Source organism: Luteolibacter rhizosphaerae (assembly GCF_025950095.1).
GTDB lineage: Bacteria > Verrucomicrobiota > Verrucomicrobiia > Verrucomicrobiales > Akkermansiaceae > Haloferula > Haloferula rhizosphaerae.
Genome location: NZ_JAPDDR010000001.1, coordinates 553,420 through 569,656 on the forward strand (window position 1 = coordinate 553,420; position 16,237 = coordinate 569,656).

The 16,237-nt window shown below is 63.4% G+C and carries 10 protein-coding genes; 2 read left to right on the forward strand and 8 right to left on the reverse strand.

The annotated features are described in order from the left end of the window. Positions 1-24: 24 nt before the first annotated feature. The 5 genes from OJ996_RS02265 to OJ996_RS02285 form a co-directional block, all read right to left on the reverse strand. Positions 25-1,500 carry a DUF1501 domain-containing protein gene (locus OJ996_RS02265; RefSeq protein ID WP_264510711.1) on the reverse strand — a complete coding sequence of 492 codons (1,476 nt, stop codon included), beginning with the start codon at positions 1,498-1,500 and terminating at the stop codon, positions 25-27. Between the two features lie 3 nt (positions 1,501-1,503). Then, on the reverse strand, positions 1,504-4,386 hold the full coding sequence (locus tag OJ996_RS02270; RefSeq protein ID WP_264510713.1) for a PSD1 and planctomycete cytochrome C domain-containing protein: 2,883 nt from the start codon (positions 4,384-4,386) through the stop codon (positions 1,504-1,506). After that, positions 4,383-5,696: a discoidin domain-containing protein gene (locus OJ996_RS02275; RefSeq protein WP_264510715.1), complete on the reverse strand. Its 1,314-nt coding sequence runs from the start codon at positions 5,694-5,696 to the stop codon at positions 4,383-4,385. Before OJ996_RS02275 ends, OJ996_RS02270 begins: the two co-directional genes overlap by 4 nt. Continuing rightward, positions 5,693-6,211, reverse strand: coding sequence for a sigma-70 family RNA polymerase sigma factor (locus OJ996_RS02280; protein ID WP_264510717.1), 519 nt, complete (start codon positions 6,209-6,211; stop codon positions 5,693-5,695). The genes OJ996_RS02275 and OJ996_RS02280 overlap by 4 nt, the downstream gene beginning before the upstream one ends. Before the next feature lie 76 nt (positions 6,212-6,287). Further along, a complete protein-coding gene (locus tag OJ996_RS02285) occupies positions 6,288-7,307 on the reverse strand; it encodes a DUF3500 domain-containing protein (RefSeq protein WP_264510719.1) in 1,020 nt (339 codons plus the stop codon). A gap of 145 nt (positions 7,308-7,452) precedes the next feature. Between OJ996_RS02285 and OJ996_RS02290 the strand changes: the two genes are divergently transcribed. Together OJ996_RS02290 and OJ996_RS02295 are read left to right on the forward strand one after the other, a co-directional pair. Further along, entirely contained in the window at positions 7,453-8,298 is an 846-nt protein-coding gene (locus OJ996_RS02290; RefSeq protein ID WP_264510721.1) for an alpha/beta hydrolase, read from the forward strand. 114 nt (positions 8,299-8,412) lie between these two features. Beyond that, on the forward strand, positions 8,413-10,323 hold the full coding sequence (locus tag OJ996_RS02295) for an alkaline phosphatase D family protein (protein ID WP_264510723.1): 1,911 nt from the start codon (positions 8,413-8,415) through the stop codon (positions 10,321-10,323). A gap of 2 nt (positions 10,324-10,325) precedes the next feature. Here OJ996_RS02295 and OJ996_RS02300 read toward each other — a convergent pair whose 3' ends face one another. The 3 genes from OJ996_RS02300 to OJ996_RS02310 form a co-directional block, all read right to left on the reverse strand. Continuing rightward, a complete protein-coding gene (locus OJ996_RS02300) occupies positions 10,326-11,285 on the reverse strand; it encodes an SMP-30/gluconolactonase/LRE family protein (RefSeq protein ID WP_264510725.1) in 960 nt (319 codons plus the stop codon). Positions 11,286-11,349: 64 nt separating this feature from the next. Continuing rightward, positions 11,350-12,864, reverse strand: a complete 1,515-nt coding sequence (locus OJ996_RS02305; RefSeq protein ID WP_264510727.1) for a DUF1501 domain-containing protein — start codon at positions 12,862-12,864, stop codon at positions 11,350-11,352. Positions 12,865-12,878: 14 nt separating this feature from the next. Next, positions 12,879-16,103: a DUF1553 domain-containing protein gene (locus tag OJ996_RS02310; RefSeq protein ID WP_264510728.1), complete on the reverse strand. Its 3,225-nt coding sequence runs from the start codon at positions 16,101-16,103 to the stop codon at positions 12,879-12,881. Between the last annotated feature and the right edge of the window lie 134 nt (positions 16,104-16,237).

A 16,237-nucleotide genomic window follows, 5' to 3' on the forward strand; every position in this document is an offset into this window, starting at 1 on the left:
CCTCGCCGCTCGTGAAAATTTTCTTCAGGCGAGGATGCCCTTCACCAGCTTGGCCGGTTTCACACCGGTGAGCTTCTGGTCGAGGCCTTGGAAGGGATAGCTGAGACGCTGGTGATCGAAGCCGAAAAGGTGCAGCATGGTAGCGTGCAAGTCGCGCAGGTGGACGGGATCGCGTGCCACGTGATAGCCCATTTCATCCGTCTCCCCGTAGGTGACGCCCGGCCTCACGCCGGCACCGGCCATCCAGATGGTGAAGGCGTTCGGATTGTGGTCGCGGCCGGTGAAGCGGTTGCCATCGCCGCCGCCGCGGTTCTCCTGCATGGGCGTGCGGCCGAACTCGCCGCCCCAGATGACAAGCGTGTCCTCCAGCATGCCGCGCTGTTCAAGGTCGGTGAGGAGGGCGGCAACGGGGCGATCGATATCGCGGCACTTCTTCACGAAGCCGTCGTTGAGAGCCTCCGAAGCATTCGATCCATGCGAGTCCCAGCCCCAGTCGAAGAGCTGGATGAAGCGCACGCCGGACTCCGCGAGGCGGCGGGCGAGCAGGCAGTTGTTCGCGAAGGAGTCTTTGCCCGGTTCGGTGCCGTAAAGTTCGTGGATGTGCGCGGGCTCGTCCTTGATGCTCATCACCTCCGGAACCGAGACCTGCATGCGGTAGGCCATCTCATACTGGGCAATTCGCGTGATCGTCTCGGGATCGCCGAAGTCTTGGTGGGACTTCGCATTGAGCTTGGCCAGGGTGTCGAGCGCGGCACGGCGGATATCACGGTTGATTCCTGGAGGGTTGGTCGTGTTGAGAATCGGGTCGCCCGCCGAGCGGCACTGCACACCCTGATAGACGGAGGGAAGGAAACCGCTGCCCCAGAGCGAGGCACCCGCGCGTGGAAAGCGCCCGCCGGAAATGAGGACCATGAACCCGGGCAGATTCTGGTTCTCCGTGCCGAGGCCCCAGGTGAGCCATGAACCCATCGCGGGATAGCCTAGATTCTGGTTGCCAGTATGGAGGAGAAGTTGTGCCGGACCGTGGTTGAATTGGTCCGTCTGCATCGTTTTGATGAAGCAGAGCTTGTCCACGTGCTTCGCCAGTTCGGGCAGGCGATCGGAGACCCATGCGCCCGATTGGCCGTATTGCTTGAATTCGAACTGCGGACCCAGCATCTTCGGCACGCCTTGGATGAAGGCGAAGCGCTGGCCTTCCAAGAACTCCTTCGGGCACTCCTTGCCATTGTAGCGCACAAGCTGCGGCTTGTAGTCGAAGAGCTCGAGCTGGCTCGGCGCGCCATCCATGTGCAAGTAGATCACCCGCTTCGCCTTCGGGGCGAAGGATGGCAGCAAGGGCGCGAGCGGGGCGGAGGGATCGTGCTGAATCTTCAGCTTGCCCGCTCCTGCGGATACCCCTTGGCTGGCCATCCACAAGGCTCCGATCCCCGCGGGGCAATCGCGCAAGAAGCGCCGCCGCGTGACGTGATGGAGCGATTCGCGCTGGAGGTAGGGTGACATGGCTTAGCGGATCAGGGCTTCATCGAGATTCAGGAGGACGGAGGCGACCACGGTGTAGGAGGCTCCATCGGCAGTTCCGGCCATGCCTTCGCGGAGGGAAGGATTCGCGGTGTAGTCGGCTTCGAGCTTGGAGAAGAGCGCGCGCAACTCCTCCAAGCGATCCGGCGTGATCTGGCGGGAAGTCGCGAGACGGAAGCCGTAGGAGAGGCGTTCGTCCACGCTGCCGCTGGCCTCGTATTTCATGCGCCGGGCGAGGCCTTTGGCGCACTCGTTGAAGGCCGGATCGTTCAGCACGGCCAGAGCCTGGATCGGCGTGTTCGAGAGGATCCGTCGTTTCGAGCAGAGTTCCCGGGAGGGAGCATCGAAAGTGGCGAAGGTGGGGTAGGGGATACTGCGCTTCCAGTAGGTGTAGACCGAGCGGCGGTAGCGGTCGGGATTGCCCTCGGCGGGCGTGGTCCACTTGTCGCCGGAGTCGAAGGGGCGCCACACGCCTTCCGGTAGGGGCGGATGGGCAGGTGCTCCGCCGAGACGCTGGGCAATGAGGCCTGCCGCGGACAGGGCGTGGTCGCGGGCCATCTCTCCGGTGAGTCGCTGCCGCGGTCCGCGGGCGAGCAAGCGGTTGTCGGCATCGCGCTCCGCAAGCTCCGGGCTCAGGGTGGCATCCTGCCGGTAGGCCGCGCTGCTCACGAGTTCGCGCAGCAATCCTTTCATGCTCCACTTCATCTCGGTCTGGAAGCGGACCGCCAAGGTATCCAGAAGCTCGGGATGGGTCGGCCTTTCACCCGCCGAGCCGAAGTCCTCGGGTGTCGGCACGATGCCGGTGCCGAAGAGTTCGAGCCAGAAGCGGTTTACCGCGACCCGGGATGTGAGCGGGTTCTGGGGCGAGGCGATCCAGCGCGCCATCGTGAGACGGTCAGGCTTCTTTCCCTCCATGGGCGGAAGGACCGCGGGCGTGCCGGCCTTCCCGATCAGCTCGCCCTTGTCGATCCAGTTGCCGCGGGTGAAGAGGCGAGTTTCACGCGCGAGTTCGGGGGCCAGATCGCGCATGACGGGCGTGGTGGTCGCGGGCATTGCAGCGAGCGCCTTACGAGTCGTGGCGAGATCTTGCTTCCAGGCTTCGATGATCGGATCCTTCCGCGCCCATTCCGCTTCGTCCGTGATGGCGATACATCCGCGCTTGGCGATGAGAGGATAAGCCCCGCCGGCAGAGCTGGTCGAATGGGCGAGAGTCACGCGCAGGGTGGAGTCGCCATCCCACTCGACCGGTGCAGCTGGGACGAGGATGGCGTGGCGTGGTTTGAAGATCTTCGTGTATTGTCCCCACCCGTTGTTAGAGCCTTTGATGGATTGATTCGGATCGAAAGGAGGATGGGCTTCGTCCGCCACGATTTCGGCGATCGGGATATCGGTGGTCTTGCCCTCGCGATCCACAAGCTGGAGCCCGAACTTCCGGATCATCGCGCCCCACTCCGGCGTGTGCAGGGCGGTCTTCTCGTCTACCGGACGAATTTCCACCCGGACGGCGCCGAGCTGCCGTAGCCCGACAGGCTTCGGAATATCCAAGATGTGGATCGCACCGGCTGCAACATTGCCAATCGTCCGGAATTCTTCGACACCTTGGTGAGGCACGATCTCCAGCTTCGCCTTCTGGCTGCTGCCGCTCACTCCCGTCGGACTCGTCCAGCGAGTGCGGGAGGCGAGGGAGACACGTCGTTGATGAAGGTCTTCCTCAAGGCCCGAAATCTTGTCCTCCAGCGCACCGGCTTCGGCGTGACGGCTGGGATCAAGCGGCACCCGCAGCAGCGGATGACTCTCCGGCACATCCGCATCCACGCTTTGGTTGAAGAAGGCGGCGAAGCGGTAGTAGTCGCGGTGCTCGATGGGATCGTAGGGGTGGCTGTGGCACTGCACGCAGGCCATCGTGGTCCCCTGCCACACCTCCCAAGTGGTGTTCACCCGGTCCAGCACGGCAGCCACCCGGAACTCCTCATCGTCGGTGCCGCCCTCGTTGTTCGCCTGGCTCAAGCGGTGGAAAGTCGTGGCGATCCGTTGATCGATGCTCGCTTGCGGGAGGAGATCACCTGCGAGTTGCTCGATGGTGAATTGATCGTAGGGGAGGTCGCGGTTGAATGCTTCGATCAACCAGTCGCGATATTTCCAAACATCACGGCGGCTATCGATTCCGAGGCCTTCCGAGTCGGCGTAGCGGGCGAGATCCATCCACACGCTGGCCCAGCGCTCGCCGAAGCGCGGCGAGGCGAGCAGGCGATCGACCTGCTTTTGATAAGCGGAGGGCGACTCGTCGTTCTGGAAGGCCTCAAGCTCCTCCACGGAAGGCGGAAGTCCGGTGAGGTCGAGGGAAAGCCGCCGCAGGAGTGCCGCTTTCCCTGCTTCCTTAGCGGGATGCAGTCCCTCCTTCTCCATGCGCGCGAGCAGGAAGCGGTCGACGTCATTCCGGGGCCAAGCCTTGTCCTTGATTGCAGGAATCGGATGAGTCCGGGGCGCGACGAAGGACCAGTGCTCTCCCCAGCGGGCCCCTTCCTTGATCCACTGCCGCAGCGTTTCGATCTCCTTCGCGGCGAGTGGTGGTCCATGCTCGGGCTTCGGCATCACCTCGTCCGGATCCGTCGATACGATGCGGGTGATCATCTCCGAGGCATCCGGATCGCCCGGGACGATGATCTCCTTGCCGGACTCTCCCTTCCCGAGCGCCTTCTCCCGATAGATGAAGGAGACTTCACCCGCCTCCTTCACACCCCCATGGCAAGCGGTGCAGTGGGCATTGAAGATGGGTCGCACCTCGCGGGCGAAATCGACCTCGGCCATGGCGGGTGGAGCCAAGAGCGGGAAGCCGAGCACCCAAGGCATGATGCGGGGAAAACTCATTGCTCGAAAATCTGGATCTCGTTCAAGCCTCCTCCTTGGCAGGGGTGGTCCGGCTTCCGCTTCGGGTGGGCGTAGTGGGAGCTTACCACCACTTTCACGTAACGAAGCTGCTGCGGCCCGAAGGTGAAGCGATGAAAGGGGAACTCCTCGCCGCGCTTCACCGCGATGCGTGGCAACTCGCCTTCGGTGAGGGGGAAGAAGCTCTTGTTATCAAGCGATCCGAAGACCTCGAACACTGCCGTGCCGCGGTCGTCGATATCGCGGTTGTTCGTGTTCTGCAGGGCGACGCTACCCACCGTCGATTCTTCTAGCAGGTCAACCGTGAACTCGCCGTTCTCGCCATCCGGTGCGAGCCAGAAGGACCAATCACCCGGCACGCCGCTGTCATTGAGGCGGCCATCCGTGAGATTGTCCGGCGGGAAGATGGAGCCGTGCGGGCGGGTGCAGTAGCCCGGGCTGAAGACCGGCTTGCCGAGCGCCAGGTTTCCTTCCTCCTGCTGTGTGCCGGGTGAGATGCGGGTGTGATTGACCAGCATCACCGGGGATTCGTCGAGGGCGGCGAGCAGCTTCGGTCTGCCGGATTCGCGCACCAGCGCGCGGCTTTCTCCGACGCCGAGACGGGTCGGCGCTTGTTGTGTGGTCTGCACTTCCACCTCGCCCTTGAAGACTTCTGTTAGGACGACGGGGGCCGCTCCATCGCTTCCGACCGCAAGGCCGAACTCCGTGCCGAGATCCACGAATCGCCCGCCGGGAGTATCGATACGAAAGCCCTCTGCGCCATCCGGCGTGTGAACGGAGACACGGCCGTGGGACACGGACAGCGCTTCCTTCTCATCGAGACGGAAGCGGCATGGTCCTTCCAGCACGACACTGGCCCCGCTGGGGAAGCCGAGCTTGATGAAGCCGCGGCGGAACTCCACTGGCACCGCCACGGGGAGCCGCCCGCTGGAAGGAGTGGGGGAGCCTTCCGACCATGCCACGCCTTGGGCATCGACCACGTTGGCGATCGGTCCGCGAGGCCGGGATATGAAGAAGGTGGCAAGGGCTGCGGTGAGAGTCAGCACCGCCACCGCGGCCAGACGGTGGCGGCGGTAGAAGGGCAGAGGCTTTTTCTGCGGGGCCGCCGCCTCGAAATAGGAGGGCGCCGCCGCTTTGCGGATGAGAGCGGAATGCAGGGCCGCCGCCCGGCGGTAGCGGGTGCGGTTCTCGGAGCTGCTCCGCAAGAGATCGTTCAATTCCCCACGCTCCGCCTCCCCGAGAGAACCCTCGAAAAGCGCATGAAGGAGGAGATCAAGACGGTCTTCTTTCATGGCGTGGCGAGCTTGCGCTCGATACAGGTTTCGAGCGCCTTGCGGATCCGCATGAGGGCTAGCGAGAGGGCTGTCGGTGTCTGCCCGCGCTGCTCCGCCAAGTGCTGGACCGAGGAGCCGGGCGCATAGCGGGCAAGGATCAGCTCGCGCTGGCGCTGCGTCAGCTCGTGCAGACACCTTTCCAAGGCTTGCTCCAGTTCGCCCGCGCTTTCTTCACGGCATTCGGCGGCCAAAATCTCCACCAGCGAATCATCGAAGACGTGGCGGTCCCGGCCGGCATCGCGGCGGGCGGCCTTCACTTGGTAGAGGGCGATGGTGAAGGCCCACGGGAGGAAAGGCTGGGCCGGATCGTATTCCGCCGCCTTCCGCCACAGCACGAGATTCGTCTCCTGTGCCACATCGTCCGCCAGCATGCGGTCGGGCAGCAGGGACAGGATGTAGCGGTGGATCTCCGGCTGGTGCCGGGCGATCAGACCTACGATCCTTTCCTCGGGGCTATGGGTTTCGGCGGACATCTCCACCCGGGTTTACCAGAAAGCGGCGAAATCTTTCGCGGGAATTTCAAAGGCGGCCCGGCGTGAGCGTAGATCTTCAATGATCCCCCCCATCCAGCTCATGCTGGTGGTAGTGCTCGCTCAACTTGTCGTGACCGAAGTCGCCCTCGAAATCGCGCCAGGTGGCGTGGATGTGGTTTGCGTTGTTTTGGGTATTCGCCGCCTCCATCAGGAAGGTCGGTCCTTGGACGCGATAGTACCACGCTTCGCCTCGCTTCGTGCCGCCGGCCCAGCCAAAGCGGATCTTGTCGATCCCGGCCTTCTCGATCTTCTGCATGTCGGCATCGGCGAGTTCCTTGCGGTGGCGTCCGATATACTCGTTGATCAGCGCGAGCAGGGCCTTCTTCTGCTCCGGGCTCATCTCGGAGGCGAGGAGGCCGACGGGCTCCAGCGCGGTGACCTTGCGGTTCTCCGCGGTGAGGATCTCGCTGGGGGCTTTCTCGCTGAAGATCACCTCCTTCTTCCCGGCTTCAAGAAGAAGATTGGCAAGAGCCATCGCCAGATCTTCCTCGGCGGCGAGTACGCGCATGCCCTTGTGCGGGCCCTCGCGGACTTCACCGGGATTGGCCGCGAAGAAGGACGGAGTGACGGCGACTTCCTTGCCATTGATCACCGTGTAGTTCAGGGCGAGGTGGTGGCCCTCGAACTTCCAGCCCCACGCCTTGGCATCACCCGGGGTGCCGAAGATCGAAACGTAGTATTTCCCGTTGTCCCGGTAGGTCGGATTCTTCTCCATCTCCGCCAGCACGCCTTCCAAGGTGATGATCTGGGCCGCCTTCAGCTTGCCCTTGTCGCTGAGCACGGTGTCCAGCAGCTTCATCGCGGCGATGTGCTGCGCCTCCGTCATCTCCTTGATCGGCAGGCCGCTGCGGTTCTGTGGCGTGAATTTGAAGTTCTCCCGTTGATCGGACTCGAAAGGAAATGAGGCCTTGGCACGTTTCTCGGCATCGAGGCTGCCGAGGAAGGAGTCCGCGGCGGACTTCATGGCATCGATGGAGGTCGCCCCGTCAGCAAAAGCGGGTAGGGCGAGCAGCAAGGCGAAGAACGGGTTTTTCATGCAAGCATGATACAATCGCAGCAGAGTGCTTCTCGCAAGGGGGAGTGTCAGCATTCCGCGGCTTCCTCCATCGGAATTCTCGATGTTGGGCCCTAACGATTCGATTTTGCGTTCAAGATCCGGTTCATATCCTCTGTCCTTCTCCATGTCACGCCGCTTCACCATCTTCAGACGCATGCTTTTGTGGACGATCCTTCCTATCGCCGCGGTCCTCCTTCTGCTCGCGGGGTGTCAGGGGAATCTGATCTATTTTCCTCGGCCTTATGGCCCGGACCACGTCTCCCGGTGGGATGCGGAACCCGGCACGCGGGTGATCGACTACACCACCGCGCAGGGCAAGCAGCAGGCTTACCTGCTCAGCAAGTCCGACAAGCCCGAGCGGCTCTGGGTAGTCTGCGGCGGGAACGCAACCCTCGTGCTGGAATGGTCCAACTGGCTTCGCGAGCACGGGCCGGAGCAGGATGCCTGGCTGCTGATGGACATGCCCGGTTACGGCGCCTGTTCAGGCACTCCTCGGCCCGGCACGATCCGGAACACGCTGAAGGGCGCCGTGCCTGCGGGCATGGCGGAACTCGGATGGTCCCTGCCGGCGGATCGGGACAAGATGCGTTTCTTCGGACATAGCCTGGGGGCTGCCGTGTGCCTGATGGGGGCGGAGGAGTTCGATATCCGGCGCGGGGTGATCCTCACGCCCTTCACCAGCAGCATGGACATGACGAAGGCCATGTTCGGCGTGGACCTTGGATTCATTGTCTGGCACCGCTTCGACAATCTGGGGCGGCTGAAGGAGATGGACCGCAAGGGTGGCGCGGAGGTCTTCGTGATCCATGGTTCGGATGACGAAGCCATCCCGGTCGCCATGTCGCGCAAGCTGGCGGCGGAGGTGCCGGATGTGGTGCGCTACACCGAGATTCCCGGCGGTCGACACAACAATCTGCAGGAGATCTCGCCGGAGACGGTCCGTGAGGCCCTGCTCAAGGCCAGGCCTTAGGAGCGGGCTTGCAAGTAGGGCCGGTCCGGCCCATCATTTTCATGAACACCGGTGCTGTTTCGGCCGGTGGATGGTCGTCCCCCCCACACCGTCCACATCCCCCTCCGAATTCCCATGAGCCACCGGGTCCACTGTGCCCTCGCATCTCTTTTCGTATCCCTGAGCCATGCGCAAACCTCGCCGATCATGGCTGGGCCGTGGTGCGGGGCGGTCACACCGAGCTCGATTGCCGCCACCGCCCATCTGGCTTCGCCCGGGTTGCAAGCCAGACTGGCAGTCTCCACGCAAGCGGACTTCAGTAATGCGATCTTCTCTGCCGTGAAGATATCCCAAGCGGCGTCCGGGAACAACGTCCGGCTGGATGTGAGCGGGCTGAGCCCCGCCACAAGCTACTTCTACGCGATGGAGGTTGGTGGAGTCTTGCAGACTGCGGCAGGCAGGACCGGAAGCTTCAAGACCTTGCCTGCTGCCGGTCCGGCATCCTTCCGTTTCGGCTTCGCTTCCTGCGGTGATTGGCACGAGCCGGGGCAGTGGGTGCACCTGAAGATCCTGCACGAGAATCCGCTCTTCTTCATCCACATGGGCGACCTGAACTACGAGGACACGGACGAGGATGATCCGGTGCCTTACCGGGAGAACATCATCAACTCGATCACGGAGAGCCCCGAACTGGGTCAGATGGTGCGGAACCTGCCGACCTCGTGGATCTGGGATGATCATGACTTCTCGGGCAACACCTCCGACCGCACGAGCGACGGACGCACAGCGAACCGCGGGGTGTATCGCGAGTTGATCCCTCACTACCCTCTGCCTGCCGGAGGTCCGGATGCAGCGATCTATCAGGCCTTCACGTGTGGCCGCGTGCGCTTCATCCTTTCCGACCTCCGCTCCGAGCGGAACCGCGACTCGGATACCGACAACTCGAACAAGTCGATGATGGGCGTCCTGCAGAAGCAGTGGTTCAAGGACGAGCTGATCGCTGCGCGCGATGCCGAGGTGCCCTTGATCGTATGGATGAGCGGGGTGCCTTTGATTCAAGTGGGTTCGGTGCGCGACAACTGGGGTTCCTATGCCACGGAACGCAAGGAACTGCTGGAGTTCATTCGCGACCAGGACATTCGCAATGTCGTGGTGATCTCAGGGGATATGCATGCGCTGGCCTATGACGACGGTCGTGCAACCGACAGTTACGTGGCAGGGGTGGGGATCCCGGTATTTCATGCGGCGGCATTGACGCGGGACGGCTCTGAGAAGGGCGGGCCCTATTCCGGCGGCGTGAGCGAGGGATCGGGACGCTATGGCCTGATGGACGTGAATGACGATGGCTCGCAGGTATCCGTCACCTACACGGGCCGCATCGCCAGTTCGGCGACTGCTGCCACGACGTGGAAGAGCTACACCCATCAGGCGGTGCCGGTGAAGCCGCGCCCGGTGCAGGGGCTCTCGGCACTGGCCACCTTGGACAGGATCCGGCTTGCGTGGACGGATGATTCGACGGTGGAAACGGGCTATCGGATCGAAAGGGACAGTGGCGGGAGTTGGGAGGTAGTCGCGACACTCGCAGCGGGAGTCACGAGCTACGAGGATAGCGGCGTGACGGGTGGGGTCAGCTACGATTATCGGGTGATCACGCTCAATGGCACGGCCGCTTCGCTACCTTCCGCCACCGCCACGGCAACCGCATCGTCGAGCTTCGCAAATTGGAAGCTCCTCCACTTCGGCAACACCCCGGTGTCCGATAACGCCGACAACGACGGCGACGGCCTGAGCACCGTGGAGGAGTATCTCTTCGGCTTGAATCCGCTTCAGGCGGACCGCTACGAGTGGTCGGCAGGCGGGGGGAGCGTAAGCTTTGCGACCAGCCCCGGCAGAAGCTACCGGGTAGAGGCGAGCGACGATCTCGCCACTTGGCCGATTAGCTCCCCGCCTCTCGTCGGGGACGGGGAACCCAAGCAATGGACGGATCCCGGGATGCCGACCGGCGGGAAACGCTTCTATCGCATCGTGATTGCGGAGGCCTTGTAGGCTCAGCGCTTCAGGGCGACGCGGAGGATGCGATCGTCCGAAGTGAGGTAGAGACGCGAACCGCTTTCACCGAAGGCCACATTGGCGGTCGGACGGCCGCAGAGAATGCGACCGAGGAGCTTGCCCTCGGGATTGAAGATCAGGCATCCGCCGGGGCCGGTGGAGAAGACATTTCCCTTGGAGTCCACCTTGATGCCGTCGGGAGCACCCGGACCTTTGAGGTCCTTGCAATTGTAGAAGACCTTGCCGGCTTCCGCGCTTCCGTCGGTTTTCAGCGGGTAAGCCATGATCACGGGTAGCGGGCCGTGGGATTGGGCCACGTAGAGGATCTTCCCGTCTGGCGAGAGCGCCACGCCGTTCGGGCGATCCAGATCGCGGGTGATGAGCGAGACTACGCCCTGAGGAGTTACGCGGAAGACGCCTTGGAAGGGCAGTTCCTTGAACTCGGTGTCCTTCTCGCGACCCGGTAGGCCATACGGTGGATCGGTGAAATACACGTCGCCATTCGCAGCGATCGCGAGGTCGTTGGGCGAGTTGAAGCGCTTGCCATTGAAGTTGTCGGCGAGGGTGCGCTTGCCGCCGCCCGGGGTGAGGTAGGATACGCGGCGGTCACCGTGTTCGCAGAAGTAGAGCACGCCCTTCTCGTCCATCGCCAGCCCGTTCGAGCCCGGCTCCGAGCCATACTGGCCCACGCCGGTGAAGCCGGAGGGCTTCATGAAGATCGATGCCTCTTTGTCGCCTTCCTTCCACTGATAGACGATATTCTTCGGGACATCGGAGAAGAGCAGCCGCTTCTCCCTCTCGTCCCATACCGGACCCTCCGCCCAATCGAAGCCACTGCAGAGCGTCTCGATCTTGGCGTCCGGCGCGATGATTTCATCAAGCGCCGGATCAAGGCGTTCGATACTTTCCTGAGCCGAAGCGAGGGCGGGGAGCAGCGCGAGAAGGCGGAAGAGCTTCATGATGACACCTTCCTACGCGCCGGCCGTCGGCGAGTCGTCGGAGAAAGGTGTCATTCAGCCGACTTTACGCCAGCAGCTCCTTCACCACCTTGGCCGGTTCCACGCCGGTGAGCTTTTGCTCGAGGCCTTGGAACTTGAAGGTGAGCTTCTCGTGATCGATGCCGAGGAGATGCAGGATGGTCGCGTTGAGATCGCGGATGTGCATCGGGTCCTTTACGATATTGTAGGAGAAGTCGTCGGTCTCGCCATAGACCATGCCCGGCTTCACGCCGCCGCCGGCCATCCACATGGAGAAACAGCGGGGATGGTGATCACGACCGTAGTTCTCCTTGGTGAGGCCGCCTTGCGAGTATACGGTGCGGCCGAACTCGCCGCCCCAGACGACCAGGGTGTCGTCGAGCAGGCCACGCTGCTTGAGATCGGCAATGAGGGCGGCGGTCGGTTGATCGACGTCCTCGGCGAGGGTCTTCATCCCGGCGGGAAGGTTGGTGTGGAGGTCCCAGCCGCGGTGGAAGATTTGGGTGAAACGCACGCCCCGCTCCGCCATCCGGCGGGCCATCAGGCAGTTGTAGGCGTAGGTGCCCGGTTCCTTCGCGCGCGGTCCGTACATCTGCCAGATCGATTCCGGCTCGTTTGAGAGATCGGTGAGTTCCGGCACGGAGGCCTGCATGCGAAAGGCCATCTCGTATTGGGCAATGCGGGCGTTCGTCTCGGGATCGCCGATGCGCTCGTGGAGCTGGCGGTTCATGTCGTTCACGCCATCGATCATCGCGCGCCGCAGTTCGCGGCTAACCCCCTTCGGGTTGGAGAGGTGGATCACCGGATCGCCACCCGAGCGCAGGGCCACGCCGGCGTGCTCCGGAGAGAGGAAGCCGGAGGACCAGAGGCGCGAGGAGAGGGCTTGGATGTTCGTGAAAATCGGCAGCTTCGAGGTCAGCACCACGAAGGTCGGAAGATCCTCGTTCATCGAGCCGAGACCGTAGGAGATCCACGAGCCGATCGATGCCTTGCCGGGAACCATGTTGCCGGAGTTCGCCAGCAGGATCGCGGGCTCGTGGTTGATCGCGTCGGTATGGAGCGACTTCATGATCGCGAACTCGTCGGACACCTTCGAGGTGTGCGGGAAGAGCTCGTTTACCCAGTGGCCGGCTTGGCCGTGCTGCTGGAATCCGTAGATGCTGGGGGCGATCGGGAAGCGCGACTGCGAAGCGGTCATCCCGGTCAGGACTTGGCCGCCACGGACGGACTCCGGCAGATCTTGGTCGAAGCGCTTCGCAAGCTCCGGCTTGTAATCCCATGTCTCGAACTGGGAAGGCGCGCCAGCCATGAAGAGGTAGATCGCGCGCTTCGCCTTCGGAGCGTAGTGCGGCAGCAGCACGCCGTGATCACCGCCGCCGCCGGATGCCATGGCATTACCGGTCATCAGCTTGGCCAGACCGGCCCAGCCGAGAACCTTGCCGGAGCGACCGAGGAATTGACGGCGTGTGGCGAGATCCAGCCATTGCTGCTTGAGCGCGGCAGGAATCGGGAGATCGAGCGGGCTCGGCCCTTCGCCGGAAAAATCGGAGCACGGGTGCATGGAGTGGAGCGGCGTCATTTGGTCACGTACTCGTCGAGGTTCAGGAACTGATTGGCGACCATCGTCCAGGTGGCGATGTCGGCGGGCTTGAGGGTAGCGTCGGCCGGAGATTCGCCGGTGGCGAGGAGGGCGGAGACGTCGTCGGGATGCTCGTTGAAGTGCTGGCGGAAAGTGCCGAGGCTCTTGGTAAAAGCAGGAGTTTCTTCGGCGGGATTGAGGCTGCGGGCGATGGTGGTCCGCGCCATGAAGTCGATGCGGGCGGCGTCATCCGGCGCGGCCTTGATCGCACGCTCGGCGAGCTTGCGTGCAGCCTCGACGAACTGCGGATCATTCATCGCGACCAAGGCCTGAAGCGGCGTGTTGGTGCGGGTTCGCTTGGTGCAGACTACCTCGCGCGCCTGGGCGTCGAAGGTTTCGAGCGATGGCGGCGGGGCGAAGCGTTTCCAGAAGGAATACATCGAGCGGCGGTAGAGGCTCTCGCCTTTGTCCGCTTGATACTGCTTGGTGTTCGACTCGGGCATCGACACGGCCTCCCAGATGCCCGGCGGCTGGTAGGGTTTCACGGGCGGGCCGCCGACTTTTTCCACCAACAGGCCGGAGGCCTGCAGGGCGGTGTCGCGCAGCACTTCGGCATCCATCCGGAAGCGGGGGCCGCGGGACAAAAGTCTGTTTTTGTCATCCTTTTCAAGTTTCTCGGGGGTGGTGGCTTGGCTCTGGCGGTAGGTCGCGGAAGTGAGCATCAGCTTGTAGAGGCGACGCATGTCCCAGCCATTTTCCCGGAAGTCGACGGCAAGCCAATCGAGCAACTCCTGGTGGCTCGGGCGGGCACCCATGATGCCGAAGTCATCGGCGGTCTCGACGATGCCGGTGCCGAAGAGCTCCTGCCACATGCGGTTCACGGTCACCCGCCCGAGCAGCGGCTGGTCCGGCTGCAGGAGCCAGTGGGCGAGACCAAGGCGGTTGTGGGGTTCGCCAGCGGCGATGGGCGGCAGGAAGTCCGGAGTGGCAGCGCTGACCCGGGCCTTGCGCGCGGTGTAGACGCCGCGGTCGAGCACGTTGGCGGTGGCCGGGGTTGGCTTCTCCGCGGCAATCAGGGTCGGCGTGCCGCCTTCGCCGATCTTGGCAATTTCCGCATCGAGGCCGGCAAGCTGTTCACGGAGGCGGGCGGCGTCCTGGTTCACGGAGCCGAGATACCAGCGGTCGAGCACGACGAAGCGCTCGTCATCCGACCACTTCGCCGAGTCCGCTTCGCGGGCGACGATCTCGGCGGCGATGTCCTCGTAGGGCAGGCGGCCGAACTCATCAGGCGAGAGGGCGCGGCCATAGAGGCGGAAATCCTGGTAGCGGGATTCGCGCAGCGGCTGCTCGTCCTCCCGGCGGCCGATGTGCATGCGGGCGTCCGTGCGGATGGTTTGGCCGGGTTGTAGGGTGTCGTGGGTAACCTTCAGGGGCACCGGCTTGCCATCGATGTAGATGGTCACGCCCGCGGCCTTGCCCGAGCCGTCGTAGGTGAAGCCGACGTGGCGCCACTGGCCGCGCGAGAAGGGTTCCGTTTCCACGCGGATGGCGTGCTGCGGCCACTGGTGGATGATGTGGATCACGTAGCGGCCGCCATCGCAGAAGAGGTCCCAGCCGCGGTGGGAATTGCGCGCGCTATCGCCCATGCGGGAGACGATGCCGCCCATGCCGGTATCGATGTTCGCGGTCTTGAGCCGGGCCATCGTCCAGAAGGAGATCGAGAAAGGCTGGTCGGCCTCGAAGTCGCCCATCTCCGGCAGGGGCAAGCGGCTGGAAAGGTCCATTCGCATGGAGGGCCAGAGCCATGAATCCTCACCCCAGACCAAAGGGTTGGTGTCCACCGTGTAGGTGGCTGGATTCGCATTCGGCGCGCTGTTCTTCACCACGTCCCCCGAGCCTTCATCGAAGCGGAAACGGACTTGCAGGGCATCCTGCGAGACCGGCTTGGGCTTGTGACCGGAGGCCATGCTCATGCGCAGGAGCTTCTCGGCATCCTTGGCGAGTTGGTCGTATTTCCCGGCGGGTTCGCTGCGGTCCGCGAGTGCGTGTTCCAGAGCGGGCATCTTGTCCGCCGCGGGGATGCGTAGCACCGGAGCGGGATCCTGGACGTTGTCATCCCAGGGTTTCTCCGCCGTATTGTGGAAGAAGGCGGAGAGGCTGTAGAAGTCCTTCTGCGAGGTGGGATCGAACTTGTGATCGTGACAGGCCGAGCAACCGACGGTGAGGCCGAGGAAGGCCGCGCCGAAGGCTTCGGTACGGTCACGGGTATTATTGACGTGGATTTCTTCCGGGATGGTTCCTCCCTCGTTGGTGGATACGTTCGCGCGGATGTAGCCGGTGGCGACGAGTTGATCGATGCTGGCGGCCGGCATGAGATCGCCCGCGAGCTGCTCGGTCACGAAGCGGTCGAAGGGCTTGTTCTGCTGGAAGGAGCGGATGAGATAATCGCGGTAGGGCCAGATCGAGCGCACGTTGTCGAAGTGTAGGCCGTGGGTGTCCGAGTAGCGGACGTAGTCGAGCCAGTATCGTGCGCGGTGCTCGGCGGAGCGGGGCGAAGCGAGAAGGTGATCGATGTAGGCCTCGTAGGCCGCGTCGGTCGGATTCGCGGCGAAAGTCTCCACATGCGCGGGGTCGGGCAGGAGGCCGGTGAGATCGAGGGTCACGCGGCGGATCAGCGAGCGGGGATCTTCCGGCGGCGCAGGATCGAGGCCTTGTGTCTTCAGCTTGGCTTGGATAAAACGGTCGATCGGATTGCGCGACCAGGTATCGCCCGCGAGTTCCGGCAGCGGCTTTTTCTCCGGCGGCAGGAAGGACCAATGCTCCTCGTATTTCGCGCCTTGGGCCACCCAGCGCTCGAGGAGGGCGATCTCCTCCGGCTTGAGCTGGCGATGCGCCTTCACCGGAGGCATGCGCTTCTCCGGGTCCGGATTCTTGATGTATTGGATGATCGAAGATTCCTCCGGTTTGCCGGGAATGATGGCGGGCTTGCCATCGGCGCGCTTGATGAAGGCGAACTCCTTGCGGTCGAGACGTAGCGGTTCGCTCTTCGGCTCGCGGGTGCCGCTATCGGGACCGTGGCAGTGGTAGCAGGCCTCGGAAAGCAGCGGCTGGATCGAGTCGTTGAAGGAGATCTCCCCCTCCTTGGCGGGAGTTTTCGCTCCGGCTTGGGCGACAAGAGCGGATCCCAAGGCGAGGGCATGAATCGCAGGCAGACGGCGCATCGTAAGAAGAAAGGACTGGGTCAGGTGCTCCCGAATACGGTGGAAGGTCTGGAATATTCCATGGATCGTGCCCGGAGACCACCTCCCAATTAGGATAGGCTTCAACGGAGAGGGGCAGAGAGGATGTTTTAGCG